Genomic DNA, 23047 nt, shown 5'->3' with positions numbered 1-23047 from the left:
CGCGACGAGACCGACGACACCGAAGGCCACGCGTACGAGTCCGGCCGCGACACCCTCGCGGTCGGCGGTCTCCGCCCAACCCGCCCCGAGGCCGACGACGAGGACGACGTCGCCGGTCACCTGAGCGGCGCCCTCGGCTCCAAGAAGCGCACCGACGACGCCTGACCCGGCATCTGGCGGGCGGTGGGGCAACGGGACCCACCGCCCGTCACCCACGACGTCGACCAGCAGGGCAGGAGGAACCGTGTTCGAGGCACTGGGTCGCACCGTGTACCGACGGCGCCGCTGGGTCCTGGCGCTCTCGCTGGTGTTCGTCGCCCTCGCCGGCGTCTGGGGCACCGGCGTCTTCGGCCAGATGACCGGTGGCGGCTTCTTCGACCCCGACAGCGAGAGCGCGCGGGCCGGTGAGCTGGCCGAGCGCGAGCTGGGCCGCAGCGCGGCCGACGTCGTCGTCCTGTACTCGAGCGAGTCCACGACGGTCGACGACCCGGCCTACGCCGAGGCGGTCACCTCCACCCTCGACGCCCTGCCCGAGGACGACGTGCTGCGCACGGTGTCCTTCTTCGACACGGGCGCGGCCTTCCTGGTGAGCGAGGACCGGCGCAGCACGCACGCCGTCCTCAGCCTGCGCGGCGACGAGGACGAGCGCGAGGACGTCCTCGACGCCATCGAGGGCGACCTGGCCGCCCCGGGACTGACCACCCGACTCGGCGGTGAGGTGACCCTCAACCGGGACATGAACGTGCTGGTGAGCGAGGACATCGCCACGGCGGAGACCATCTCGCTCCCGATCCTGGCGGTCCTGCTCGTCGTCATCTTCGGCGGCCTGGCCGCGGCCGCGCTGCCCCTGGCGATCGGGGTGACCGCGATCCTCGCCTCGTTCGCCGCCCTGCGTGCGTTCGGGCTGGTCACCGACGTGTCGATCTTCGCGGTCAACGTGGTCACCGTGCTGGGTCTCGGACTGGCCATCGACTACGGGTTGTTCGTGGTGAGCCGGTTCCGCGAGGAGGTCCGCCGGCAGGCCACCATGGAGGACGCGCTCGCCCGGACCATGGCGACCGCCGGCCGCACGGTCGCCGTCTCCGGCATCACCGTGGCGGTCTCGCTCGCCGGTCTGCTGATCTTCCCGCAGGTGTTCCTGCGCTCGATGGGCTTCGGCGGGATGAGCGCCGTGTTCATCGCGATGCTGGCCGCGTTGACCCTGCTGCCGGCGCTGCTGGCCGTGCTCGGGCCCCGCGTCGACGCACTGTCGGTGCGCTGCCTCGTGCCCCGGCGGCGGCGCCCGGCGCACGCGGACGTCGAACGCAACGGGGCCTGGTACCGCATCGCGCACAGCGTCATGCGCCGTCCGGTCCTGTACACGCTGGTCGTCGGGGCGCTGCTCGTCGCGCTGGCCCTGCCGTTCACGCGGGCGGAGTTCGGCGGCATCGACGTGCGTGCCATGCCGGAGGGCGCGGAGAGCCGGGTGGTCGCCGAGACGATCGAGCAGGACTTCCCGCCGAGCCCGTCCGGCCCGGTCGAGGCGGTCCTGACCCTCCCCGGCGCTGCCGGTACACCGGAGGGCAGCGCGGTTCTGCAGTCCTACGTCGCCGCCGTCGAGGCCGTTCCCCGGGTGGAGAGCGCCACGGTCGCCGAGAGCGCCGGGAGCACGGCGCGGGTGGTGATCGCCGCTGACGTGAACGCGATGGGCAGCGAGGGCCGGGACCTGGTGGCCGCGGTCCGGGAGGTGCCCGCGCCGGACGGCGCCGAGGTCCTCGTCGGCGGCACCGCCGCCGTGTACGCCGACCTGCTCGACAGCCTCGGCTCGCTGCTCCCGTGGATGGCCCTGCTGGTGGCGGTGACGTCGTTCGTCCTGCTGTTCACGGCCTTCGGCTCCGTCGTGCTGCCGGTCAAGGCCGTGCTGATGAACGTCCTGTCGCTGGGCGCCTCCTTCGGCGCGCTGGTGTGGATCTTCCAGGACGGGAACCTCTCCGGGCTCCTGGGCTTCACCCCGACCGGGTTCGTCGAGGCCACCTCGCCGATCCTGGTGCTGGCCATCGTCTTCGGGCTGTCGATGGACTACGAGGTCTTCCTCATGTCCCGGATCCGGGAGCAGTACGACCTGACCGGCGACAACACCGCCGCGGTGGCCACCGGGCTACAGCGCACCGGCGGGATCATCACCAGCGCGGCGCTGCTGCTCGTCGTGGTGATCGGCGCCTTCTCCCTCTCCGGCGTCGTCCTGATCAAGATGATCGGGGTGGCGATGCTCATCGCCATCGTGGTCGACGCGACGGTCGTGCGGGCCCTCCTGGTGCCGGCCACCATGCGGCTCCTCGGCCGGGCGAACTGGTGGGCACCGGAGCCGCTGCGCCGGTTCTACACCCGCTACGGCGTCCGCGAATCCGACGGCGACCCGACGCCGGCGGGAGCGTGGGAGCGGCCGGTGCGGATCGAGGCAGAGGAGAGGTCGGAGGAACGGGCCGAAGACAGCCCGGCCGCGGTCCGGAGCTGACCCCCGCGACCGCACGTGGCGGCATCCCGCGGGCCTCCGCGCAGACTCGTGGCCATGGGTCTCCTGCGTGCCGTCTCCCCCGTCGACCTGCGCGACGCGCCGCTCACCTACGCCGAGGTCGGCGCCACCGGGTCCGCGGAGCTGCCGGCCGGTTACCTGCCGGGCGAGTGGACCGAGGTCGTCGGCACCGGCCGGGAGACGTTCGAGCGGGTGGCCGCCGCGATCTTCGAGTGGACGCCGCAGCGCAGCGTGGGCCTTCGGGTCCGGGCCACGGGGACGCCGGCTGAGGTCGGCACGGTCGTCGTGCTCACGGCGGGCCTGCCCCGGCTGGGCTACGACATCCCGTGCCGGGTCGTCTGGGCCTCGACCACCGGCGACGAGCGCGGCTACGCCTACGGCACCCTGCCCGGGCACCCGGAGAGCGGCGAGGAACGATTCACCGTGCGGCTCGCCGACAGCGGCGACGTCGTCGTGACCATCCGGGTGTTCTCCCGGCTGGCCACGCCCGCTGCCCGGGTGGTGCCGCCGGTGAGCCGGTTCGTGCAGGGACTGGCGACCCGCCGCTACCTCTCGTCGCTGAAGCGAGCGGCCCGAGGCTAGATGCCACGGCCCCGGCGAGGCCGGACTCCACCCGGTCGCAGGCAGAGCCGCCCCGTCGAGCGGCGCGTCATCGCGGGCTGCTGGCCACCACCCGCGGGCCACTGGTCCCCGACGCGAACCGCGCCTCGACTCCTTGCGCAGCCATCGGGCCTCCTGCAGTGTCCGGGACCCGCCGGAGCCGGCGGCCGGCAGGAGACGTCTCGCTCGGCGCCGGAGGCCGGCCCGGCCAACCGGCATCACGGTCCTGGGTCGGCGTCCCGGCACAGGCGGCGTGACCGTGTCGCACAGCCGACACCGCGCCCGTCGGGTGCCGGACAGCCCCCGGCGCCGAGCCGCCGGACAGTGAGCGCACCGAGGAGATCCCACCCGAGGAGGACCCGATGGAACCGCAGCAGCCCGTCACCCACCGCACGGACCCCGACGACGTCGAAGGTCACGGCCGCAAGCTCTACCGGGCCGACTCTGAACGCGACGAGACCCACGACGTCGAAGGCCACGGAGCGAAGCGCCCCACAGACGTGGAGCACGAGGTGTCCGACGACGTCGAAGGCCACGCCAGCAGAGTCAGGTTCGCCGACGTCGAACGCGACGAGACCGACGACGTCGAAGGCCACGGACGGCGGTTCTACCGAGCCGACGCTGAACGCGACGAGACCGACGACACCGAGGGCCACGCCAGCAAGTTCCGTTTCGCCCACGCCGAACGCGACGAGACCGACGACACCGAAGGCCACAAGTGGCGGATGGGTGCCGACGCCGAACGCGACGAGACCGGCGACGTCGAGGGCCACGGCGTGATCGGCGGTCTACGGCCGACGCACCCCAAGGCCGCGGACGAGGAAGACGACGTCGCCGGGCACCTCAGCGGCGCGCTCGGTTCCAAGAAGAAGACCGAGGACGCCGGCTGAGTCTTCCGAGGTGAGGGGCGACGGGGGACTCCCCCGCCGCCCCTCACCCCGTCCGCGCCGGCCCTGGCGCGTCCCGCGCCCGCAGCAGCAGCCGGTACAGCGAGAGCTGCCCCGACTCCGCCATGCCGATCAGGGTGTCGAGCTGTCGGCGGACCAGCACGATCGCCTCGTCGCGGACGACCTCCCGCAGCGCCGGGAGCTGTCGGTTGACGTTGTCCCGCCAGAACCGGTAGGTCGGCAGCAGGTCCGACGAGTGGTCGTGCACCTGCTCGACGGAGAACCATCGGTCGGAGCAGCGCACCATCTGCGGCAACGTGCTGAACCCGATCCACGGCAGCAGGTCGGTGAGCCGCTCGAACTCGTCGAGATGCGCCGGATCGTGCAGCAGCGCCTCCGGGACGCTCAACGTCTGCACGAACAACCCACCCCCCGGACGCAGGTGCCGGTGCGCCCACCCGAAGAAGCGGTCCAGCCGCAGGTCGAGCAGCCCCACCCGGCTCTCGTGCAGCGTGCCGAGGTGCACGTCCATCTCCACGGCCGCGATCGCGTCGAACGGCCGGCCGCCGAGGCTGCGGTCGGCGTCCTCCCAGCTGCTCAGCAGGACGTCCAGCCCTCGCGAGGTGCAGGCCTCGTGCTCCGCCCTGCTCACGGTGATGCCGAGCGCTTCCGCTCCCCGTTGGCCGGCTGCTGCCAGCAACTGACCACGCCCGCACCCCACGTCGAGGAATCGGCTGCCCGGCCCGACGTCGAGCGCGTCGAGCACGAGTCGGTCACGGGCGGTCCAGGCCTGCCGCGGGTCGGCCGCCCCGTCGAACCGGCCCGTGGAGTAGGTGGCGAACCCCTGGAAGACGAGGGCGTCGGCCTCCGGGGGGGATGCCCACGTACTCGGCCTGCTCGACCCGCTTGCGGCGGGCGTTCTCCAGGACGTCGAAGTCCGGGTCCAGTGAGTACTCGTAACCCTCGACGGTCGCCAGCGTCAGGAACAGCCGGCTGTAACGGTGCCGGAGCTGGAGCCCGTGTCGGCCGAGCACCTGCAGGAGGTCCATGAACGTCCGGGAGAAGGCCGGCCGGCCACCCGCCTCGGTCCAGTCGGCGCGCACGACGGCGCTGACGTCCTCGTAGGCGCCGGCCGGGATCGGCGCGCCGTCGACGGCACCGGCCACGATCGTCAGGTGGCGGAGCACGTATGCCGCGGCGAACTCGTCGAAGCCGTCGAGGACGGCGGAGTAGAAGGCCAGGAGGTGCTGCCGCTCCTCCTTGGACAGTTGGTGCACCAGGCCGAGGTCGACCAGGACGATGCGGCCTTCGGGGGTCCAGAAGAAGTTCCCCGGGTGGAGGTCGGCGTGGCACAGGCCGGAGAGGAACACCATCCGGTCGACCAGGTCGTCGATCCGCTTGGCCATGGTCGCGGGGTGGAGGGCGACGCGGGCGACGTCGTACGGGTCGACCTCCTCGACCAGTTCGGTGACCAGGACCTCGCGCGTGGTCAGTTCGCTGTACACCCTCGGGATGCGCACCGTGTCGTCGCCGCCGAACTCGCGGGCGAACCGACGGTAGTTGCGGGCCTCGTGGGTCAGGTCCGTCTGCGACAGCAGGAGTCCGCGCAGTTCACTCACCAGGCCACGGAGGTTCAGGACGCGCGCACGGCGGCTCATCCGCTCCGCCGCGGCGGCGAGGGCCGAGAGCAGCGCGAAGTCCGCACACAGGTCCTCTGTCACTCCTGTCCGCAGCACCTTCACCGCGACGGGCTCCCCACCGGGCAGTCGGGCCCGGTGCACCTGTGCGACGGTCCCCGCCGCGATGGGTTCCTCGGACACCTCGTGGAGGACGGCATCGACTCCGCCGGGGAAGGCCCGGTCGAGCACCTCCCGGACCGCCCCGGGCGGCTCCGGAGGCATCCGGTCCCGCAGCACCGCCAGGGCCGCCAGCCACGGGGGCGGCACAGCGTCCCCGCGGGTGCTGATCACCTGGCCGACCTTCGCCCACGCCGGCCCCAGGGCGACGAGCGCGTCCACGGATCGCGCCGGCAACTGCTCCCTGTCCCGGAGCGCCGTCCCGGCCAGCCGAGGGAGGCGTGCCGCCAGGCGCAGGGGTGGCCGCAGAGCGCGTCCTGCAGCCCGTCCTCGGGACCTCCACGTGGCAGGCGACGGCAGGTGGCCAGGCATGGGTCAGAACGCCGCGACCTGGTCGTCGGCCAGTTCGTCGACGAGCGCCCGGACGTATCCGATGGCGGCGGCGTTGCCCTTCCGGTCGTACAGGTCGACGGCCGCTCGGGCGGCGACCATCGCGGCGTCGATCTGCCTGTCCTCCCGGAGCAGCAGCGCCAACTCGTACTGGGCGTCGCCTTGGAAGCCGATGAGGTCCGTCCCAGCCAGCTGCGCGGCCGCCTCCTCCGCCAGCCGCACCGCCTCGGCCGGTCGTCCGGTACCCGCGAGGACCCGGGCCCGCACCACGCGCCACTGGAACTGGGCGATGACGTCCACCGGGTCCGCCGTCCGCTCGCTGACCTCGGCGAAACGCCCCGCCTCGTGGTGCAGGCCCTGCAGGCTGAGCGCGTGGGCCAGGCACGCCGCGCTGGAGGAGAGGTAGGACCGCTCCCCCATGGCCGCGAGCAGCTCGTAGCCCCCTCGCGCCAGGGACTCGGCAGCCAAGGGGTCCCCGGCGACGAGTTCCCGCAGGGCGAACTCCACCGTGGCCTGGGCGGCCGCCAGCCGCAGCCCGAGGTCCTCGAAGACGGCGAGACTCTCAGCCGCCAGTGCACGGGACCGGTCGAAGTCCCCGCGCAGGGCGTGCAGACCCGACAGCGTCCGGAGCAGGGAGGCGCGCGTGCTCCGGTCGTCACCCGCCTCGGCGAGCAGAGCGGTGCACCGGTCGACACCCACGTCGGTCGGCGTCGGCCCGATGAGCGTGTAGAACGCGAGTTGGCTCAGCGCGTGGCTGACCTGCCGCCTGTCACCGCTGCGCTGCGACAGTGCGAGCGCGCGACTCGTGTGCCCCTCGGCGGCAACGACGTGTCCCTGCAGCCAGTTCAGCTGGGCGAGCAGGGCCAGTCCGCGGACGAGGACGGCGGAGTCGCCGGCCGCCTCCAGCCCGGGCAGCACCGCCTCCACCTCTGCCGCCAGCCCGCCGAATCCGGCCTGCTCGGTCAGCATGCGCAACTCCAGGCGCGCGAGCGTCACGGTCGGCCCACCGGCCCCGACGCCGTCGAGCACCTCCCGCGCCTCGTGCAGGCGCCCGGCGTGCACCAGCACCTCGGCCAGATCGGCGGCGAGTGGAGCACGGTCCGGCTCCGGGGCGACCCGCAGGGCTCGCTGCAGCAGCCCCAGCGCCGCGGGCACGTCCGACAGGCCGAACGCCCGGCGCCCCGCGGCAGCCAGGTGTGCGGCCGCCCGCCGCGCCAGGGTGACGGACTGCTCGCCGCCCACCCCGAGCTCCGCCCGTTGACGGTGGGCCTGCTCGAGGTGGTGGCCGAGGATCTCCTCGAACGGCGCGACCTTGCCGGCGGCCGCCTCCTCCAGCCAGTTGGCGAGCCGCTCGTGCAGCTCGGCCCGCTCGCGGCGGGGCATCGCGTCGTAGGCGGCATCCCGGATGAGCAGGTGCCGGAAGCGGAAGGCGTCGTCGCCGAGGAAGCCGGAACGGTCGGGCCGGATGAGCTCCTTGCGGACCAGCGCCATCAGGCTCGGAGCGACGTCCGGCCGCAGCTCCGAGGGCGACAGCTCCGACACCGCCGTCCGGTAGAAGGTCTTGCCGACGACGCTGGCCCGCTCGATCACCGAGCGCTCCTGTTCCGCCAGACGGTCCAGCCGGGCGGCGAGCAGCGCGGAGATGGTCGGCGGGATGGGGGTGGCGGCCAGGTCCGCCGTCGTGGTCCAGCGGTCACCGTCACGGACGAGGACGCCGTCGTCGACGAGCATCGCCACGAGCTCCTCGACGAAGAGCGGGTTGCCCTCGGCGGCGGCGGCGATCCGCGCACGCACCACGTCGCCGTCAGCGACCCGGCCGAGCAGGTTGCCGACCATCGTGGCCGACTCGACCGCGCTCAACGGCTCGAGCAGGATCGACGTCGCGTTCATCTTGCCCCCCGCCCATCCAGGCCGGACGTCGAGGAGTTCGGGGCGGGCCAGGCACAGCAGGAGGATCGGCGCTTCGCGGCTCCAGTCGGCGACGTGCTCCGCCAGGTCGAGCAGTGTCGGCTCGGCCCAGTGCAGGTCGTCGATCACGACGACCAGGGGCCGGCGGCGGGCCAGGACCTCGAGCAGCCGGCGCACCGCCCAGGGCACCTCGTCCGCTCGACTGGCCACCTCGGCGGTCCCGGCGAGGGCGGCCACCCGCTGCGCCACCAGCTCGGCGTGCTCCTCCCCGCGCAGCAGCTCGACCAGCCGCGTCCGCAACTGCTCCGGGGATTCCGCGTCGCCCGCTCCGACGGCCTCCCGCACGATCTCGACGATCGGCCAGAACGTGATGCCCTCGCCGTAGTCCAGGCAGCGGCCACGCACGACGGTCGCCTCGGCTCGGACGTCGGACAGGAAGTCGTGCACCAGCCGTGACTTCCCCACCCCCGCAGGCCCGAGCACCGTGAAGAGGTGACAGCCGTCCTCGGCGACCGAGCGCTCGAAGGCCTGGTCGAGCAGTCGCCGCTCCCGGACCCGGCCGACCATCGGGGTGTCCACCCGCCTCGCCCGACCCATCACGAGCGGGGTGACCGATGCCAGACGATAGGCGTCGATCGGGTCGTCCTTGCCCTTGACGGTCAGGCCGCCGACGCGCTCGGCGACCACGGCGTCCCGGACGAGGTTCCACGTGACCGAACCGATGAGGATCTCCCCCGGCCCGGCCACCTGCTCCAGCCGTGCGGCGACGTTGACGGCGTCACCGGTGACGAGCGTCTGCCCGCGCGCCGGGTCGCCGGCGATCACGTTCCCGGTGTTCACGCCCATGCGCAGCGCGAGCTCGACCCCCCACTCCGCCCGCAGGTCCGCGTTCAGCCTCTCCAGGGCCTCACGCATCTCCGTGGCGGCCCGCACCGCTCGCAGGGCGTCGTCCTCGTGCAGCGTGGGGACGCCGAAGACCCCCATCACCGCGTCGCCGATGAACTTCTCGACCGTGCCGCCGTGCCGCTGCAGCGCCGCTCGCGCCACCTCGAAGTACCGGCTCATCACCTGCCGGAGCGACTCGGGGTCCAGCCGGGCGCCCAGCCGGGTCGAGTCGACGACGTCGCAGAAGAGCACCGTGACGGTCTTGCGGATCTCGCGCTGGGGAGCGGCCGGCTCGGCCACCGGTGTCCCGCACACACCGCAGAAGCGAAAGCGTGGCGGGACGTCCTCGCCGCACTCCCCGCAGGTCGGCATGGGTGCACCATAGGGCCACACCAGTGACGCAGAGCACACTCCATCCCGCCGGGGACCTGCCTACACCGGCCCCGGGCGGTCGGACGGAGCGGCTCAGCCCTGGCGGCGGGCGGCCACCGCGGCGGCGATCCGCTCCACCAGGTCGACGGGCACCGGCCGCCGGTAGACGAGGTGCACGGCGTCCTTCCCCGACCGCAGCGGCGCCACCTCGGCCTCCAGGTCCCCCTCTCCTGGGCCGTCGAACACCGGCACCGGGTACAGCGCCGCGTGCTTCTTCCACGCGGCGAAGTGCAGGCCATAGCGGGAGCCGAGCATGGCGGCGGGCATGCCGTAGCGGACGGTCTCGGTGGCGCCGGGCATGCCGCGCAGCACCGCCGCACGCACCTGCTCCAGCGCCTCCCGCGCTTCCTCGGGCAGCGCGGCCAGGTACTCCTCGACGGTGCCTGGGGCGCTCATGGCGGGGATGGTGCCGCACCCGATGAGTTCCCGTCCCGTCCCCGGTCGACAGGAGATGGGACTGGCGCAGGACCTCGAGCGGGTGGTGGGCGCGGCGGTGGCCGCGGACGCGGTGCCGGGCGCGGCCTGGGTCGTGGTCCGCGGCGGCGAGGTCGCGCGCGGCGCGGCCGGCACCCACACCCCCGGCGGGGACGACCCGGTCACCCCCGACACGGTCTTCCGCATCGCGTCGACGACCAAGCCGGTGGTAGCAGCCGCCGCGCTCACCCTCGTCGACGACGGCACGCTGGGCCTCGACGACCCCGTGGACCCGCACCTGCCCGAGCTGGCCGGCCGCGTGGTGCTGGCCGACCCCGCCGACGCGGCCGCCGGCGCCGTCCCGGCGCGGCGGCCGATCAGCGTGCGCGACGTCCTCACGTTCCGGCTCGGCCTGGGGATCGACTTCACCGCGCCGTGGCCGACCCCCACGGTCGCCGCGCTGGGCGAGGCCGGGCTGCCGGCCGGCCCGCCGCGGCCGCAGGCGGCTCCCCCGCCCGACGAGTGGCTGCGCCGGCTGGCCGCGGTCCCGCTGGCGTACCAGCCCGGCGAGCGCTGGCTCTACCACACCGGCGCGAGCGTGCTGGGCGTCCTCGTCGCCCGGGCCGCCGGCCGGCCGCTGTCCGAGGTGGTCGCCGAGCGGGTGCTCGCGCCGCTGGGGATGACCGGCACCGGCTTCGGCGTCCCCGACACCGCGCGCGACCGGCTCGGCCCGCACTGGACACCGCCGGACGACACCGACTCGCGGCAGGTGTACGACCCCGCCGACGGCCAGTGGGCACGCCCGCCGGCATTCCCCGACGGCGGCGACGGGCTGGTGTCCACCGTCGACGACCTCGCCACCTTCGCCCGGACGCTGCTGGCCCGTGGCGGACCGATCCTCCGCGAGGACACGGTGCACGCGATGCTCACCGAGCAGGCCGGCCCGGTCGACGACGAGGGTGGCGGTTGGGGACTGGGTATCGGCGTCCGGCGGGCCGACGAGCCCGGCGGCCGGCACGCCGGCTCCTTCGGCTGGGACGGCGGGCTGGGCAGCTCCTGGTGGACCGATCCGGTCACGGGCACGACGGCGGTGCTGTTGACCAACCAGATGTGGTCGTCGCCCGCTCCCCCGGCCGTGTTCGACGACGTCCGCGCGCTCGCCTTCGGTCCGCGGTGGACGTCGGCTCCGCCAGGACGCGACGGCGTGTCCAGGCGCGGGCCCGGACCTACGCTGCCACCGTGATCGCCTGCGCGGCCTGCGGAGAGGCGAACCCGGAGCGGGCTCGCTTCTGTCTCGGCTGCGGGACGGCGCTGGCACCAGGCCAGGCGGTACGGGAGGTGCGGAAGACCGTCACGGTCGTGTTCTGCGACCTGGTCGGGTCCACGGAGCTCGGGGAGCGGCTCGACCCGGAAGCGCTGCGCGGGGTGCTCGACCGTTACTTCGACGCCATCCGCTCGGAGGTGTCCCGCCACGGCGGCATCGTGGAGAAGTTCATCGGCGACGCGGTCATGGCCGTCTTCGGCATCCCGGTCCTGCACGAGGACGACGCGTTGCGGGCCGTGCGCGCTGCTGCGGCCATCCCCCTGGCGGTGCGACGGATCGACCCCGAGCTGCGGCGGCGCTGGGACGTCGAGCTCCACGTCCGGATCGGGGTCAGCACCGGCGAGGTCGTGGCCGCGCCCGCCGCCGGCGAGGGCGGACAGCGGCTCGCGACCGGAGACGCGGTCAATCTCGCTGCGCGCCTGCAGGCCCTGGCGGGCACGGACGAGGTCGTCCTGGCCGATGCCACGGAGCGGCTGGTCCGGGCTGCCGTGCGGATACGGGAGCTGGGCGCCGTGGCGGTGAAGGGCAAGGCTGAACCGGTCCGGGCGTGGCGGCTGGCGGGACTCCGCCCGGAGGCCCCCTCCTCCGATCTGGTCACCGCCTCCCCACTGCAGGGCCGCCGAGAGGAGCTCGACACCGTCGACAGCACCTGGGCGGACGTGCTCACGGCAGCGCGCCCTCGCCGCCTCCTCGTCCTCGGGCCCGCAGGCGTCGGCAAGTCCCGGCTGCTGCGGGAGTTCTTGGCCCGCAGCGGAGGAGGCGCCACGGTGCTGCGGGGCCGGTGCCTGTCCTACGGGGAAGGCATCACCTTCTGGCCGCTCCGGGAGATGCTGGCCGCGGCGGCGCGATGGGGGCAGGACGACACGGCCGAGCAAGCACTGTCCAAGCTCGCCGACCTGATGCCGGGACGACCGGACGCCGAGTCCGTCGCCGAGCGCATCGGGCAGCTGCTCGGTCTCGTCGAGTCGACGGCCGGCCTCCCCGAGTCCTTCTGGGCGGTCGCCCAGCTGCTCGGCGAGACGGCGCGATGGACGCCGGTCATCCTCGTCGTCGACGACCTGCACTGGGCCGAGCGCCCGCTGCTGGACCTCCTCGACCACCTGGCGGGTGCCGTGGCCGGACCGGTGCTCCTCCTGGGCGGGGCCCGACCGGAGGTGGACGACGCCCATCCCGACTGGGCCGGGCCGGCCTGGGCGAGGCTCTCGTTGGACCCGCTGGCTGCCGGCGACGCCGCCGGTCTGGTCGACCAGCTGCTCTCCCCCGGAACGCCCCCGACCGCGGTGCGGGAGCACGTCCTGGCCGTCGCCGAGGGCAACCCGCTCTTCGTCGAGCAGCTGGTCGGCATGCTGCAGGAGTCGGGGACCCTGCGCCGGGAGGACGGGGCCTGGGTCCTCGGCCGTGAGCTGGTCCCGGGAGAGCTGCCCGGCACCATCTCCAGCCTGCTCGCCGCCCGGCTCGACCGCCTGCCCCCCGCCGCGAGACGGGAGATCGAGGCCGGCGCCGTCGTCGGCCGGGTCTTCTGGCGCGCAGCGGTCGCCGAACTGGCCCGGGACGCCGTCGGACCCGAGGCCGGACGCCACCTGGTCGACCTGGTGCGACGGCAGCTGATCCTCCCGGAGCCCTCGGGCTCCATCGGGGACGAAGCCTACAAGTTCCACCACGTGCTCGTCCGGGACGCCGCGTACGCCGCCATGTCCAAGACCGACCGCGCCACGGCGCACCGGCGGTTCGCCGACTGGCTGGAGACGGTCGCCGGTGAGCGCGTCGCCGAGTACGACGAGATCCTGGGCTACCACCGCGAACAGGCCGTGCGCCTCCAGGAAGAGGTCGGCCTTCTCGACGACACCGACGGGGACCTGGCCCTCCGTGCCGGCCGGCACCTGGCGGCCGCGGGCTGGCGCGCCCAGGCGCGGGGCGACGTCAGCACGACCGTCAACCTCCTCTCCCGCGCCGAGCGCCTTCTGGTCGAGGACCCGCCGCGGCGTGCCCACGCGCTGCTGGAGCTGGGCCGGGCGCTGCAGTACGCCGGCGACCTCGGCCCCGCGAGGGACCGGATCCTCGCGGCCATGGACGAGGCCGTGGCGGTCGGCGACCGGCGGGGCGTCGTCCGGGCGCGGGTCCTGCTCGAGGAGAACGCCTCGTTCCTCGACCCCGCCTGGCAGATCAGCCGGGCGCAGCAGGTCCTGCAGGAGGCCGTCTCGGCGCTGACCGAGCTCGAGGACGACGTCGGCCTCGCCGAGACGTGGTTCCTGATCGGGAGGGAATCCTTCGACACGGGGCACGCCGCCGACGCCGAGGGAGCACTGGCGCGGGCGCGGTTCCACGGACGCCGTTCCGAGCGCCCGGAGACGGCCTCGCAGCCGACGAGCTGGCTGCTCATCGCGCTCCTGATCGGACCCACCCCGGTGGACGTCGTCGCCGCCCGGCTGGAGGCCATCGCCGAGGAGACGGGCGGGGACCTGGTGGTCAAGGCCGAGCTCCTGTCCATGTCCGGGCTGCTGGCGGCGATGAGACGGCAGTTCCACCGCGCCTGGACGCTGCTCAAGGACGGCGATCGGCTCTTCACGGACCTGGGGATGGTCACCGCCGTGGCAGCCGGCGGAGCGCAGGTGGCGTTCGAGATCGCCCGGCGACAGGGTGACATCGCCGCAGCGGAGCCCGCGCTGGTGGCCGGTGACCGGTTGCTGGACCGGATCGGTGACCACCGCATCCGGTCGACCCTGCTGGCGATGCTCGGCCACGTGCACGGGGCACGGGGCCGGTGGGACGAGGCCAGGCGGTGCGCCGAGCAGGCACGGGACACCACCCAGCCGAACGACCTGTTCTCCGAGGTCCTCTGGCGCACCGCGCTCGGCCGGGCCCGGGCCGCGGAGGGGAACCTGGAGGCGGCCGACGCCCTCGTCGTCGAGGCCGTGACCTTGGCCGAGGCCAGTGACTGGCTCTGCCTGCACGGGGACGCGCTCCTCGACCTCGCCGAGGTCCGGTGGGCCGCAGGTCGGCTCGACGTGGCCGCCACGGCCGCGCGTACGGCCCTCGGCCTGTACACGCGCAAGGGCGACCTGGCTCTCGGCGACCGCGCACGGACGCTGCTCAGGGCACTTCACGCTGAGCGGTCCGACTGACCGGGCCGTCACGGTCGCTCGGACTCGGCAGTGTCCGGCTCCGGCAGCTGGACGGAACCGTCCGCTGCGAGGGTGAACACGCTCGCCAGCGCCCGTAGACACCGGTGCGGGCACCTCAGCGGTGAGGCGCCGCCGTCCTCGGGAGAACGACCATGCGCGAGGGACTCACCACCGCCCCGACCCTGTCCGTCGCCGCGGCCATCGGCGTCGCCGTGGCGCCGTCGACCGCCGCGGCCGACAACGGCCACTCGTCGGACCGGCTCCAGGCGATCGGCCTGGCCGGGACTGCACTCTGGTCGGCTTCGACACCGGACGCGCCTGCCACGGACGCTCGCTCGGTGACGTGCGCGGCCTCGCCGCGGCCGACCAGGAACTCGTCGGCATCGACCACCGCGCCGTGGACGGCAAGCTCTACGGCGTCGGGCGCAGAGGCGGCGTCTACACGATCGACACCCGCTCGCTGCAGGCGGCGAAGGCCGTCCAGCTGACCATCGCTCTGCAGGGCCAGTTCTCCGGCGTCGACGTCAACCCGGCCGCCGACGCCCTGCGGATCGTCAGCGACACCGGCCAGGACCTGCGTCGGCCGTTCGCCGACGCCGGGGGCCACCGTCGCCGACACCCCGCTGAACCCGGCGCCGGGCACCGGCGTGACCGGCGCCGCCTACACCAACAACGACCGCGACGCCGCCACCGCGACCACGCTGTTCGACCTCGCGACGGCGGTCGACCACGTCGTCGACCCGGGACGCGGGCAGCCGGTTGCTCTGCGCCAGCGCGGTGAGGTGGGCGTGCGCGGTGCGCCCGGGATGGCGCGTCCGCGGGTCGACCAGGGCACCGACCCGCCGCATCGGGACGTCGAGGTCGCGGTACGGGACCCCGAGCACCGTCGCCGTCCCGGAGGTGGGCCGGGTCAGCCCCAGCACGCAGCGCATGGTCGTCGTCCTGCCCGAGCCGTTGGGGCCGAGGAAGCCGGTCACCCGGCCCGGGTGCACGGTGAAGGTGACGTCGTCGACGGCGACCCGGGTCCGGTAGTGCTTGGTCAGCCCGTCGACCTCGATCACGCCGACAGTGTCCCGACCGGGGCGCCGGTCGCCCCGGAGGCTCGGCGGATCGGTCGTCGCCGGCGGGCCCCGGGCCGGGGACTCAGATCCCCGGCTCGCTCGTCGGCCGGTCGCTGCGTCCGGCGGGGTCCTGCCGCCGGTCGTCGCCCACCGGCACCCCGACCGCGGGCCTCTCCCGCTCACGCTCGACGGTGTGTGGCGACTGCACGAGCCGCAGCACGGTGACGAGCAGGACCCCGCCGACGATGTTCCCGGCCGCCGCCAGCGCCGCGGTCTGCCCCCACTCCAGGTAGCCGAACGGCGCGGCGCCGGTGTGCAGCGCGGCGAACATCAGCAGCGAGTTGACGACGGCGTGGTTGAGCTGGGCGCCGGCGAGGAGGAACCCCCCGGTGACCGCGGGGACCAGGCGGATGCCCACCGAGTCGGTGGTGTGCTGCATCCAGGTCATCAGGGTGATGACGGCTCCACCCAGGACCGCCAGCGTGAACGCCTTCACACCCAGTCCGAGCTGCACGTAGTGGTGTCCGGCCTTGATGGCCGTCTCGGCGAACTGGGGGTACCCCGTCATGATCAGGTAGGTGAACAGCCAGCCGCCGACCAGGTTGGCGACCAGCGTGCCCACCCACAGCCGGACGAGCATCCGGAAGCGTGCCTGACGGGCGATGACCGTGGTGACGGGGACGAGGAAGTCCTCGGTGAACAGCTCGCTGCGCGCCAGGGTCAGGGCGATGAAGCCGATGCTGAAGGCCAGGCCGGCCAGGACGACGCTCTGCGTCTCGTGCTCGACGAACAGCAGGGCGAGGACACCGGTGCCGACGTCGATGCCCCCGAGCACCCCCGTGGCGAGCAGCGGCCACGTCTTCCGCGAGATGCGACGCCGTCCCTCGTCGATCGCCCGGGTCAGCGTCTCCTCGACGGGCTTCTCGGCGACCTCCGGGTCCTTCGCCGGGTCCGATCCCACCCCCGGGCGGCTCCAGTCGTCGCCCTCGCCGTCCTCTCCCCGTGGCATGCGCGCCGCTTACCCCCACCCCCGCGCGTCAACCGAACGGCGGGCGCACCGACTTGCGGCGACGCAGCCGCCCGGGAGGACGTGGAGGATGGGCCGGTGACTGCTCAACCGCCGGTGACCCTGCACCTGTGGAGGGTCCCCGGCCGCGCCGTCCCGCGGGCGGCGCTGCGGATGGCCACCCTGCGTCCTGCGCTCGGCCGGCTGCCCGGGCTGCGCTTCGCCAAGCTGCTGGGCACCGGCGACGGGCGGACCTTCACCGTCCGCGACGCCGACCCCCGCCGCTGGGGCCTGCTGGCCGTCTGGGACGACGACGCCGCCGCCGACGCGCTCGACGACTCCCCCGTCGCCGCGAGCTGGCGGGCGATCGCCGACGAGGAGTGGTCGGCCCGGCTGCGCCCGCTCGCGGCCCGCGGCCTGTGGTCGGGGCGCGAGCCCTTCGGCCGGCCGCGGCCGCAGCGCTGGGACGGGCCGGTGGCCGCGGTGACGCGGGCGCGGCTGGTGCTGCGGCGGGCGGCCCGGTTCTGGTCGGCGGTGCCGCCGGTCTCGGCCGACCTGCACCGGGCACCGGGACTGCGGATGGCGGTCGGCATCGGCGAGGCGCCGCTGGGCCTGCAGGGCACCTTCAGCGTCTGGGACTCCGCGGCGTCGCTCAACGCCTTCGCCTACGACCGGGCGCCGCACGCCGCCGTCGTCACGCGGACCGCCCAGGAGGGCTGGTACGCCGAGGAGCTGTTCGCCCGCCTCGCGGTGCTCTCCACCCGCGGCACGGTCGACGGCACCGACCCCGCCGCCGGCTGACTCACAGCCGCACGAAGAGGTGGACCTCCTCGCGGTCGTCGCCGGGGGCCACCCGGATGGCACCGGGCATCCGGCCGAACTCGCGGTAGCCCAGCCCCGCGTAGAACCCCTCGAGGCCGTAGCCGCCGCGCACCGTGAGGTGCAGCATCTCCAGCCCCAGGCCCCGCGCGGCCTCGTGCACCCCGGTCATCAGCGCCCGGCCCAGGCCCCGGCCCTGCTGCGCCGGGTGGACCTGCACGCGCAGCACGGTGGCCCAGTGCCGGCGCAGCGGGCTCACGGACAGGGACAGCACCGCCCAGCCGGCGAGCTCGCCGTCGGCCCGCAGCACCACCACCCGCTCGCGCCCCTGCGCGACCCGGGTCAGCAGGGCGTCGAGCGCGGGCACGACGTCGTCCTCGGTCACCGGCGGCACGAAGCCGACGGCGCCGCCGGCGTTGCTGACGTCGGTCCAGCAGGCCAGCAGCGCCGCGCGCAGCTCCGGGCCGACGTCCTCGACGGCGGTCACCTCGGTCGACGGCGGGGCGGGGTGCATGCCCTCGATCATCGTCGGCGACGCCGGTGCCCTCCCGGGCGGGCTGCCCGGGCAGCCGGCATCGGCCGCGGCTGCGCGACGGCGGACCCGCTCCGCCCCTCGACCCAGGCCCCGCTCCGGGCCAGGCTCGGAGCCGTGAGCGACGCACCCGGTCCCGTCCCGACCCCCCGCCCGGTGGACGACCAGCTGCGCGTCCCCTTCTGGATCGTCCTCGCCGGGGTGGGCGCGGGCGCGTTCTGTGCCCTCGCCGGCGTGGCCCTGGGCTCCTGGCTGCGCTCCCGCCGCTGAACCGCTCAGCCGGAGGTGCCGCTGGGGCCGAAGCGCTCGACCCGGATGTCCGGCGCGGGCACTCCCAGGCCGACCAGCAGCTGGCTGGCCGCCTCGGCGAACGACGTCGACCCGCAGACGAACGCGGTCTGACCGGGCTCCCACAGCGGGACCAGGTCCGCGGCGGTCAGCCGGCCCGGCGGGCGGATCCCCGAGCGCTCGCGCGTGGTGACGACCAGCGCGCCGGCCTCGCGCAGCTCGTCGGCGAAGGGCAGCTCGGCCGCCGTCCGGGTGGAGACGGCGACCCGCAGCAGGTCCTCGCGGCCCAGCTCGCGCGCCGTGCGCAGCATCGACACGAACGGCACGACGCCGGTACCGCCGCCCACCAGCAGCGCGGGCTCCTCGCCCTCCCAGACGAACCAGCCGCCGATCGGCCCGCGCACCTCGAGGCTGTCCCCGGGCTCGACGACGTCGGCCAGGTAGCCCGACACCTCGCCGTCGTCGAGCCGCTCGACCAGCAGCTCGACGAGCGGGTCGCCCGGGGAGGAGGCCAGCGAGTAGGACCGCTGGGCCCGGTAGCCGTCCTCGGCGGTGAGCCGGACGACGTAGTGCTGCCCGGCCAGGTGCCCGACCCGGTCGGGCACCTCCAGCCGCAGCCGGACCGTGCGCGCGGTGGGGCGGTCGACCTCGCGGACGGTGGCCGTGCGCCAGCCCCCGGCGGGTGCCCGCCGCCGGCGGGGGCCCATGCCGGCCCGCGCGCCGCCCGGCTCAGTCACCCTGGTAGCGCTGCTCGCGCCAGGGGTCGCCCCGGTCGTGGTAGCCGTTCTGCTCCCAGAACCCCTGCTGGTCGCGCTGCAGGAGGGTCAGCCGGGTGACCCACTTGGCGCTCTTCCAGAAGTAGAGGTGCGGCACGAGCAGCCGCACCGGGCCGCCGTGCTCGACCGGCAGCGGTTCGCCGTCGAACTCCCAGACGATCCACGCCTTCCCGCCCGTGACGTCCTCGAGCGGCAGGTTGGTGGTGTAGCCGGTCTTGGACGTCGCCATGACGAAGTGCGCGTCCGCCGTCGGCCGGGCGGCCTCGAGCAGGGTGTCCACGCTGACGCCGGCGAAGTGGGTGTCGAACTTCGACCACGTCGTCACGCAGTGGATGTCGCCGCGGTAGTCCGAGGCCGGCAGCCGGTGGACGTCGTCCCAGGTCCAGCTGGTCGGGTTCTCGACGCGGCCGTCGACGCTGATGCTCCAGGTCTCCGGCGCGATCCGCGGCGTGGGCTCGGCGGTCAGCACCGGCCAGTCGCGCCCGACGTCGTACTGACCGGGTGGGAGCCGGGGGTCGCGCTCGCGCCTGCTGCGGCCGAGGAAGCCCCGGGTCGGTCCTGCCACGTGTCCTCCTCGAGAAGGGGTGTGTCGGCAGACTCCCATGCCGCCGGCGACCACCAACGTCCTGACCTGCGCTGAGGGTTCCCTTACATGAGGTGAGTCACTGCGTGTTCACATGGCCGACACGGGGTTATGGAGCCTAACTTTGGTGGCGTGGTGACGGTGACGAACTCGGGCCAGCGCAGGACCCCGAAGGTCGCGAAGACCAGCTCGGTCGCGAAGAAGGCCGTGATGGCGGTCAGCGGGATCATCCTGGTCCTGTACCTGGTCGCGCACATGGTCGGGAACCTGAAGCTCTTCGCCGGCGCGGAGACGTTCAACGGCTACTCCGAGTGGATCCGCCGGATCGGCGAGCCCGCCGTCCCGGGCCAGACGGTGCTGTGGATCATCCGCGTCGTCCTGCTGGTGGCCGTGGTGGCGCACGCCTGGGCCGCGGTGTCGCTGTGGCGGCAGGCCAAGCGGGCCCGCCCCACCCAGTACGTGGCCCGCAAGGCGGTGGCCCAGAGCTACGCCTCGCGCACCATGCGCTGGGGCGGCGTCATCCTCGCGCTGTTCATCGTCTACCACATCCTCGACCTCACCCTCGGTGTGGCGAACCCCGAGGGGCCGGGCGGGACCCCCTACGACCGGGCCATCGCCGGCTTCTCCAACCCGATCGTCACGGCCGTCTACGTGGTCGCCCTGCTGGCCCTCGGGTTCCACCTGCGGCACGGCATCTGGAGCGCGACCCAGACCCTGGGGCAGAGCAACCGGACCCGTGAGCGCACGGTCAACGCCTTCGCCACGGTGTTCGCCGTGGTGCTCACGGCGGGCTTCCTGATCCCGCCGCTGAGCGTCCTCGTCGGCATCATCGAGTAGGAGCACTCGCCATGGCTCTCGAACTGTTCACCGTCGGCGAGCCCATCGCCGACACCAAGGCCCCGACCGACGTCCCGATCGGCGAGCGCTGGAGCGAGCGCCGCTTCCGGGCCAAGCTGGTCAACCCCGCCAACCGCCGCAAGCTGACGGTCATCGTGGTCGGCACCGGCCTGGCCGGCGGCGCGGCCGCCGCCACGCTGGGCGAGGCCGGCTACAAGGTCAAGTCGTTCTGGTACCAGGACAGCCCGCGCCGGGCGCACAGCGTCGCCGCGCAGGGTGGCATCAACGCCGCCAAGAACTACCGCAACGACGGCGACTCGGTGCACCGGCTGTTCTACGACACGGTCAAGGGCGGCGACTTCCGCGCCCGCGAGAGCAACGTGCACCGGCTGGCCGAGGTCAGCGCCGCGATCATCGACCAGTGCGTCGCCCAGGGCGTGCCCTTCGCCCGCGAGTACGGCGGCCTGCTCGACAACCGCTCCTTCGGTGGCACGCAGGTGTCGCGGACGTTCTACGCCCGCGGCCAGACGGGCCAGCAGTTGCTCTACGGCGCCTACCAGGCCCTCGAGCGGCAGATGTCGGTCGGCAGCGTCGAGCAGTACGCGCGCACCGAGATGCTCGACCTGATCGTCGTCGACGGGAAGGCCCGCGGGATCGTCGCGCGGAACCTGATCACCGGTGAGATCAGCACGCACTTCGCCGACGCGGTCGTGCTCGCCACCGGCGGCTACAGCAACGTCTTCTACCTGTCCACGAACGCCAAGGGCTCCAACGCCACGGCGATCTGGCGGGCGCACAAGCGGGGCGCGCTGTTCGCCAACCCCTGCTACACGCAGATCCACCCGACCTGCATCCCGGTGCACGGCGAGTACCAGTCGAAGCTCACGCTGATGAGCGAGTCGCTGCGCAACGACGGCCGGGTGTGGGTGCCCAAGGAGCGCGGCGACACCCGCGACCCCCGGCAGATCCCCGAGGCCGAGCGCGACTACTACCTCGAGCGGATCTACCCCTCGTTCGGCAACCTGGTCCCCCGCGACATCGCCTCGCGGCAGGCCAAGAACGTCTGCGACGAGGGCCGCGGCGTGGGCCCCAACGGCCTGGGCGTGTACCTGGACTTCGCCGAGGCCATCGAGCGGCTGGGCCGGCCGGCCATCGAGGCCAAGTACGGCAACCTCTTCGACATGTACGCCCAGATCACGGGTGAGGACCCCTACGAGGTCCCCATGCGGATCTACCCGGCGGTCCACTACACGATGGGCGGGCTGTGGGTCGACTACGACCTGCAGTCGACCATCCCCGGCCTGTTCGTGGTCGGGGAGGCCAACTTCTCCGACCACGGCGCCAACCGGCTCGGTGCCAGCGCCCTCATGCAGGGCCTGGCCGACGGCTACTTCGTCCTGCCGAACACCATCAACGACTACCTGGCCTCCGGTCCGTTCGACAAGGTCGACGACAGCAACCCGGCCGCGATCGAGGCGCTCGAGGGCGTCCGCGCACAGACCGAGCGGCTGCTGTCGATCAACGGCAACCGGACCACCGCGTCGTTCCACCGCGAGCTCGGACGGCTGATGTTCGACCTCTGCGGCATGGAGCGCTCGGAGGAGAGCCTGCGCAAGGCGCTCGACCGGATCCCCGAGATCCGGCAGGAGTTCTGGACCAACGTGCGGGTCCCCGGCGAGGCCGGGCGGTTCAACCAGAGCCTGGAGCACGCCGGCCGGGTCGCCGACTTCATCGAGCTCGCCGAGCTCATGTGCGTCGACGCCCTGCACCGCAACGAGAGCTGCGGTGGGCACTTCCGGGCGGAGAGCCAGACCCCCGACGGGGAGGCCCTGCGCGACGACGAGAACTACGCCTACGTCGCCGCGTGGGAGTGGACGCCCGAGGGCGCCCCGCCCGTCCTGCACAAGGAAGACCTCGAGTTCGAGTACGTCCACCTCGCACAGCGGAGCTACAAGTAGATGAACCTCAAGCTGCGTGTCTGGCGTCAGCGGAGCGCGGCAGAGAAGGGGCAGATGGTGACCTACGAGGTCGCCGACGTCTCCCCGGACATGTCGTTCCTCGAGATGCTCGACGTGCTCAACGAACAACTCATCCTCAACGGCGAGGACCCGGTCTCCTTCGACCACGACTGCCGTGAGGGCATCTGCGGGTCGTGCGGCGTGATGATCAACGGGCGCGCGCACGGCAACGGGCTCTTCGACGGCCACCCGCAGACGGCGACCTGCCAGCTGCACATGCGGTCGTTCAAGGACGGCGACACGATCGACGTCGAGCCGTGGCGGGCGACGGCGTTCCCCCTGATCAAGGACCTCGCCGTCGACCGGTCGGCCCTCGACCGGATCATCCAGTCGGGCGGCTACATCAGCGCCCCGACCGGGACCGCCCCCGAGGCGCACTCGATCCTGGTGGCCAAGAAGGACTCCGACGCCGCGTTCGACGCCGCCACCTGCATCGGCTGCGGCGCCTGCGTGGCGGCCTGCCCGAACGCGTCGTCGATGCTGTTCACGTCCTCGAAGGTCGTGCACCTGGGCCTCATGCCGCAGGGCCAGCCCGAGCGCGACGACCGCGTGATCAACATGATCCACCAGCAGGACCTCGAGGGCTTCGGCGGCTGCACCAACATCGGTGAGTGCTCCGTCAGCTGCCCGAAGGGCATCTCCATGGAGAACATCTCGCGGCTCAACCACGACCTCCTCGGCGCACTGCGCGCCGGTGCGCGGCCGAAGAGCTAGCACCCGCGCCGCCGACGGGCGGGGACCTCTGCGGAGGTCCCCGCCCGTCGTCGTCCCGGGAGGAGGCATAGGAAGCTCTCCGCACGTATTGGCGGCCAGGACGTGGGGAGAGCTTCCTGTGCCGCGTCGGTCGAGGCGCCCGG

Annotated in this window: 17 protein-coding genes and 4 pseudogenes; 12 read left to right on the top strand and 9 right to left on the bottom strand. The window is 73.6% G+C overall.

Features of this window, described 5'->3' with window-relative positions:
* The first annotated feature begins 244 nt into the window (after positions 1-244).
* The 3 genes from HLV61_RS19175 to HLV61_RS19165 all read left to right on the top strand — a co-directional run bounded on the left by HLV61_RS19175 (position 245) and on the right by HLV61_RS19165 (position 4002).
* Positions 245-2494: an MMPL family transporter gene (locus HLV61_RS19175; protein WP_369258278.1), complete on the top strand. Its 2250-nt coding sequence runs from the start codon at positions 245-247 to the stop codon at positions 2492-2494.
* Between the two features lie 54 nt (positions 2495-2548).
* Positions 2549-3094 carry a DUF1990 family protein gene (locus tag HLV61_RS19170; RefSeq protein WP_369258276.1) on the top strand — a complete coding sequence of 182 codons (546 nt, stop codon included), beginning with the start codon at positions 2549-2551 and terminating at the stop codon, positions 3092-3094.
* 380 nt (positions 3095-3474) lie between these two features.
* Positions 3475-4002, top strand: a complete 528-nt coding sequence (locus HLV61_RS19165; protein WP_369258274.1) for a hypothetical protein — start codon at positions 3475-3477, stop codon at positions 4000-4002.
* 43 nt (positions 4003-4045) lie between these two features.
* Here HLV61_RS19165 and HLV61_RS19160 read toward each other — a convergent pair.
* The 4 genes and pseudogenes from HLV61_RS19160 to HLV61_RS19145 all read right to left on the bottom strand — a co-directional run.
* Positions 4046-4783 (bottom strand): annotated as a pseudogene (locus tag HLV61_RS19160) (SAM-dependent methyltransferase); the annotation flags it as partial.
* Complete coding sequence (locus HLV61_RS19155) at positions 4773-5900, bottom strand: ABC1 kinase family protein (RefSeq protein ID WP_369258282.1); 1128 nt, start codon at positions 5898-5900, stop codon at positions 4773-4775. The pseudogene HLV61_RS19160 and the gene HLV61_RS19155, both read right to left, overlap by 11 nt.
* A gap of 270 nt (positions 5901-6170) precedes the next feature.
* Positions 6171-9350, bottom strand: a complete 3180-nt coding sequence (locus HLV61_RS19150; RefSeq protein WP_369258272.1) for an AAA family ATPase — start codon at positions 9348-9350, stop codon at positions 6171-6173.
* A 93-nt stretch (positions 9351-9443) separates the two neighbouring features.
* On the bottom strand, positions 9444-9806 hold the full coding sequence (locus HLV61_RS19145; protein WP_369258270.1) for an iron chaperone: 363 nt from the start codon (positions 9804-9806) through the stop codon (positions 9444-9446).
* A gap of 22 nt (positions 9807-9828) precedes the next feature.
* On the opposite strand from HLV61_RS19145, the gene HLV61_RS19140 reads away from it, so the two are divergent.
* The 4 genes and pseudogenes from HLV61_RS19140 to HLV61_RS19125 all read left to right on the top strand — a co-directional run.
* A complete protein-coding gene (locus HLV61_RS19140; RefSeq protein WP_369258268.1) occupies positions 9829-11067 on the top strand; it encodes a serine hydrolase domain-containing protein in 1239 nt (412 codons plus the stop codon).
* Between the two features lie 95 nt (positions 11068-11162).
* Positions 11163-14270, top strand: a complete 3108-nt coding sequence (locus tag HLV61_RS19135) for an ATP-binding protein (RefSeq protein ID WP_369258266.1) — start codon at positions 11163-11165, stop codon at positions 14268-14270.
* A 121-nt stretch (positions 14271-14391) separates the two neighbouring features.
* A pseudogene (locus HLV61_RS19130) lies at positions 14392-14793 on the top strand (DUF4394 domain-containing protein); the annotation flags it as partial.
* Between the two features lie 124 nt (positions 14794-14917).
* Positions 14918-15004, top strand: a pseudogene (locus tag HLV61_RS19125) (hypothetical protein); the annotation flags it as partial.
* 93 nt (positions 15005-15097) lie between these two features.
* Here HLV61_RS19125 and HLV61_RS19120 read toward each other — a convergent pair.
* Positions 15098-15331, bottom strand: a pseudogene (locus HLV61_RS19120) (ATP-binding cassette domain-containing protein); the annotation flags it as partial.
* Between the two features lie 82 nt (positions 15332-15413).
* Entirely contained in the window at positions 15414-16340 is a 927-nt protein-coding gene (locus HLV61_RS19115) for a formate/nitrite transporter family protein (protein WP_369258264.1), read from the bottom strand.
* Between the two features lie 96 nt (positions 16341-16436).
* Here HLV61_RS19115 and HLV61_RS19110 point away from each other — a divergent pair, with 96 nt between their 5' ends.
* Positions 16437-17138, top strand: a complete 702-nt coding sequence (locus HLV61_RS19110) for a monooxygenase (RefSeq protein ID WP_369258262.1) — start codon at positions 16437-16439, stop codon at positions 17136-17138.
* A 1-nt stretch (position 17139) separates the two neighbouring features.
* Here the strand turns inward: HLV61_RS19110 and HLV61_RS19105 are convergent, their stop codons facing one another.
* Positions 17140-17670, bottom strand: coding sequence for a GNAT family N-acetyltransferase (locus HLV61_RS19105; RefSeq protein ID WP_369258260.1), 531 nt, complete (start codon positions 17668-17670; stop codon positions 17140-17142).
* Between the two features lie 135 nt (positions 17671-17805).
* On the opposite strand from HLV61_RS19105, the gene HLV61_RS19100 reads away from it, so the two are divergent.
* The gene (locus HLV61_RS19100; RefSeq protein WP_369258258.1) at positions 17806-17958 is read left to right on the top strand and encodes a hypothetical protein; all 153 of its coding nucleotides are present in this window, start codon (positions 17806-17808) and stop codon (positions 17956-17958) included.
* Positions 17959-17963: 5 nt separating this feature from the next.
* On the opposite strand, the gene HLV61_RS19095 is transcribed toward HLV61_RS19100, so the two are convergent.
* Complete coding sequence (locus HLV61_RS19095) at positions 17964-18713, bottom strand: FAD-binding oxidoreductase (RefSeq protein ID WP_369258256.1); 750 nt, start codon at positions 18711-18713, stop codon at positions 17964-17966.
* Positions 18706-19317, bottom strand: coding sequence for a sulfite oxidase-like oxidoreductase (locus tag HLV61_RS19090; RefSeq protein ID WP_369258254.1), 612 nt, complete (start codon positions 19315-19317; stop codon positions 18706-18708). The genes HLV61_RS19095 and HLV61_RS19090 overlap by 8 nt, the downstream gene beginning before the upstream one ends.
* 150 nt (positions 19318-19467) lie before the next feature.
* Between HLV61_RS19090 and HLV61_RS19085 the strand changes: the two genes are divergently transcribed.
* From HLV61_RS19085 to HLV61_RS19075, 3 genes are read left to right on the top strand one after another with little or no spacing between them, the layout of a single operon-like run.
* The gene (locus HLV61_RS19085; RefSeq protein ID WP_369258252.1) at positions 19468-20172 is read left to right on the top strand and encodes a succinate dehydrogenase cytochrome b subunit; all 705 of its coding nucleotides are present in this window, start codon (positions 19468-19470) and stop codon (positions 20170-20172) included.
* Between the two features lie 11 nt (positions 20173-20183).
* Positions 20184-22130 (top strand): fumarate reductase/succinate dehydrogenase flavoprotein subunit, encoded by a 1947-nt coding sequence (locus tag HLV61_RS19080; protein WP_369258250.1) that lies wholly within the window; start codon positions 20184-20186, stop codon positions 22128-22130.
* Positions 22131-22904, top strand: coding sequence for a succinate dehydrogenase/fumarate reductase iron-sulfur subunit (locus HLV61_RS19075; RefSeq protein ID WP_369258249.1), 774 nt, complete (start codon positions 22131-22133; stop codon positions 22902-22904).
* The last annotated feature ends 143 nt before the right edge of the window (positions 22905-23047 follow it).

Source organism: Geodermatophilus amargosae (genome assembly GCF_041028265.1).
GTDB classification, from domain to species: Bacteria; Actinomycetota; Actinomycetes; order Mycobacteriales; family Geodermatophilaceae; genus Geodermatophilus; species Geodermatophilus amargosae_A.
This window is presented reverse-complemented; position numbering and strand designations above follow the sequence as displayed.

Coding starts and splice junctions, on each gene's coding strand:
- HLV61_RS19150 (WP_369258272.1), bottom strand. CDS start 9,350: ATGCCGACCTGCGGGGAGTGCGGCGAGGACGTCCCGCCACGCTTTCGC.
- HLV61_RS19140 (WP_369258268.1), top strand. CDS start 9,829: ATGAGTTCCCGTCCCGTCCCCGGTCGACAGGAGATGGGACTGGCGCAG.
- HLV61_RS19080 (WP_369258250.1), top strand. CDS start 20,184: ATGGCTCTCGAACTGTTCACCGTCGGCGAGCCCATCGCCGACACCAAG.
- HLV61_RS19115 (WP_369258264.1), bottom strand. CDS start 16,340: ATGCCACGGGGAGAGGACGGCGAGGGCGACGACTGGAGCCGCCCGGGG.
- HLV61_RS19170 (WP_369258276.1), top strand. CDS start 2,549: ATGGGTCTCCTGCGTGCCGTCTCCCCCGTCGACCTGCGCGACGCGCCG.
- HLV61_RS19105 (WP_369258260.1), bottom strand. CDS start 17,670: ATGCACCCCGCCCCGCCGTCGACCGAGGTGACCGCCGTCGAGGACGTC.
- HLV61_RS19155 (WP_369258282.1), bottom strand. CDS start 5,900: ATGCCTCCGGAGCCGCCCGGGGCGGTCCGGGAGGTGCTCGACCGGGCC.
- HLV61_RS19165 (WP_369258274.1), top strand. CDS start 3,475: ATGGAACCGCAGCAGCCCGTCACCCACCGCACGGACCCCGACGACGTC.
- HLV61_RS19075 (WP_369258249.1), top strand. CDS start 22,131: ATGAACCTCAAGCTGCGTGTCTGGCGTCAGCGGAGCGCGGCAGAGAAG.
- HLV61_RS19145 (WP_369258270.1), bottom strand. CDS start 9,806: ATGAGCGCCCCAGGCACCGTCGAGGAGTACCTGGCCGCGCTGCCCGAG.